Raw genomic sequence first — 3,124 nt, 5'->3', positions numbered from 1 at the left:
GGCTATCGGCTATCAACTATCGGCTATCAACTATCGGCTATCAACTATCGGCTATCGGCTATCGGCTATCGGCTATCGGCTATCAACACTGCCGGGCAAACCGCAATCCCACGTTACGATCGAAGTTGTCGGGCGGGTTATGAAGACGGTAGGCCGCACGCAGGGAGAGCGATTGATCGTCCCACGAACCCCCGCGCAGGGTAAAGCGTTTTTCCGCCGGATCGCGGCTATCCTCGCGGCCATCATCAGGATCGTAGGGGTAAGAACGATACTCGCTGCGTGTCCACTCCCAGACGTTGCCCGCGAGATCGAGGATGCCCTCTGGGGTGGCGCCGAGCGGGAAACAACCCACTGCGCTGGTGCCATTGTGAGTTCCAGCAAAATTGGCCCGCTCACCATCGGGCGTTTCTTCTCCCCACGGGTAGGGGCGGCGCAGCACGCCCCGCGCCGCGTACTCCCATTCGGCTTCGCTGGGCAAGCGGTAGATGTAACCATCACGCAGATGTTGGGTGAGCCACGCGCAGAAGGCGCTCGCCTCGTACCAACTGATGCCCACCAGCGGATGGTTGGGGCGCGCCTTGCCGAAGCGCGGGTTGGTCCACCATGCTGGCTGCTGCTTCTGGTTGCGCCGCTGCCAATCTGTCAGCCCATCCGTCGCTTGATCATTACGACGCAGCCAAGCCCGCCCTGCCGCATCCCACCAGGGCTGGGTCGGATCGTAGCCGCCCGCTTCGATGAACAGTTGGTACTGCGCGTTGGTAACCGGGTAGCGGGCCAGGGCAAAGGGGCGCAGCAGCACGGGTTGATCATTCACTTCATCCTGGGGCCAATCACGGGCACGTTTCGCTGTCGCTTTATCCCCCTGCTTTAGAAAATAGGCTTCGTAGGCTTTGCCTGCCGCCGTCGCTTCAGCCGCGCTACTGCCAAGCACAAAACTGCCACCCGCAAACTCGACCATCGGCGGTGGCAGGGTGCAGACGCCGAGGCGCGGGTCGCCAACTACGGCAAGTACCGCACCGCTCTGCACGCGGGCAGCGGCGGGTACTGCGGTCGCAGGCTGCTGTTCTAGCATGGTCAGCGCCTCGTGTTGGATGCGCGCCGTAAGTGGCCCTTGGCCCTTAAACTTCTCCAACTCAGTCAGTGCAGCGGCGGCGAGGGTTAAGGCATTGGCCCGTTCGTTTGGCGTTCGCCCCCGTTCGATCAACTGGCCCAAAAAGCGCCAGCAGCGCTCTTGGCTCAGGTGGCCCGCACAGAGCAGGATCACCTCGCGCCACCAACTCTCGGTGTAACGGTCGAGCAACTCCGCCCAGCGGTCACTCTCAGCAATGAAGCGGGCGGCCAAGAACTCCTGGAACGAAAGGTGGCTAAAGCGAAAGCGATCCGGCTCACGTTCGTCCAACAACCCGATATGCACCGGCAACTCCGCCACAAAGGCCCGTGCCGCCTCCTCCGCATCGGGTACGCGCCGCTCGAGGTAGGCCGCCGCTGCACGCACCAACTCGTTGCGGCTCAGAAAGACCCCCTCTTCGCCACGCAAGTGCATGGCGTAGGCGACCGCCGCGAGGAGTTCCCGCTTGGGGTCGAGGCCCATCTTCAACTCCGGGCGACCACTGTAGTTGACCCGCCGCTGGCCGGCGCGATCGGCCTTGCCCCGCCCGCCGCGCAAGAGCACCTCGATACACTCCTCATAGAGCGCCGCCCGATCTTCGGGCAGGACATAGTTGTTGTAGAAGATGACCGCTACCACCGTCAGCAGCAGCGGGTTGGTGGCGAGATCGCGCACGCGCTCATTCAGCTTCAGCGCCTCCCAAAGATCGTCGGCATAACATTGGGCTGCCCGCTCCAGATCGTCATCACGCAAGCCATGAAGCAGGCGGTGGAGACTGCGGCTCCAGTTGGCAATGAAGCGCTGCTGCTGCGCCGTGCTCAGATCGGCAACCGTACAGATGCGGAAGCCAGCGCCAATCTGCGCGTCACCCTGGTAGGCGGCAACGCGAGCAGTCACGACATAGCGGCAATGCGGGTAGCGCGTAGCCACACTACGCACCACCGCACTCACAAACTCACGATCCTCGCGGCTCACCACCTCATCGAGGCCATCAAGCAGGAGCAGCGCCCGTCCCGTTTCAACCAAGCGCGAAAAGAAGTCAGCAGGCAACTCAAGGGCAAAGCGTCGGTAGTAAGCCGCCAAACAGTCAAGCAGCAATTGGGAATTGGCACCCATCGCCTCGCGCCCACTACACTCGTGCTCACTCACAAAGCCCCCAAGTTCACGCAATGGCAGCAGCAGCGGGACCGGCGGCGCACCATGATGCTCATCAGCCAAGCCGAGCGCAGTCAACAGCGCAGCATCATCGCGGGCCAGCACCTCCGCCAAACGCACAGCGGTATAGTGCAGCAGCGTGGTCTTCCCGCTGCCGGGCGCACCAACGACCGCCAAACGCGCATGGCGCAGAGCGGTTGTCCAATCCACCGCCTCACTGCGACCAGCACCCGCTTCATCTTCAACCGGCTCACGCGGACCAACGAAACGCTTACGCACCTGCTCAAAAAAGCCCCGCAACCCACCGCGCCCCATCAGCGCATCGGGCGGCGGCTCGTGGAGGCTAAGCGAAACATAGATCTCACTCAGCGGCATATCCATCGGGCGATCATCAATCCCGCGCAGATCAAGACTCGCGTGGGTTGCATAGAGATGCTTCAGGTAACGGCGCAGCGCCGCACCGTAATCAGCCTGGGGCGCAGCGGGGGCCTGTTGGTAGAGGTGGATCACCTCGGCGATATAGTTACCACGAGCCTCGCCGGTGAAAAGGGTCATATCGCCGCGCACATCACCCGCCACCGCCGCACCAACCGTGGCATGGCCACCAACCTGCTGCGTCGGTGGCGGCGTTGGTGCAACGGCAGACCCCAGCAGCGCATCCACCGCCGCAGCGCCATAGGTAGTACGCAGGCGCTCAAGTTTTTGGGCGTATTCGTCGTCATCTAGGAGATCGGCAGCGTGTAAGCTCCGAAGTTGCTCCAGCCTAATGGCAAGTTCGTTATTCATAGCCGATAGCCGATAGCCGATAGCCGATAGCCGATAGCCGATAGCCGATAGCCGATAGCCGATAGCCGATAGCCG

At 62.5% G+C, this 3,124-nt stretch carries 1 protein-coding gene; it reads right to left on the bottom strand.

What is annotated here, in order from left to right; genetic code table 11:
• Positions 1 to 82: 82 nt before the first annotated feature.
• Positions 83 to 3,124 (bottom strand): SUMF1/EgtB/PvdO family nonheme iron enzyme (locus tag CJ255_RS21485; protein WP_165774876.1); only part of this gene is annotated, 3,042 nt, incomplete at its 5' end.

It is taken from the genome of Candidatus Viridilinea mediisalina (genome assembly GCF_002532535.1).
Classification (GTDB): domain Bacteria; phylum Chloroflexota; class Chloroflexia; order Chloroflexales; family Chloroflexaceae; genus Viridilinea; species Viridilinea mediisalina.
This window is presented reverse-complemented; position numbering and strand designations above follow the sequence as displayed.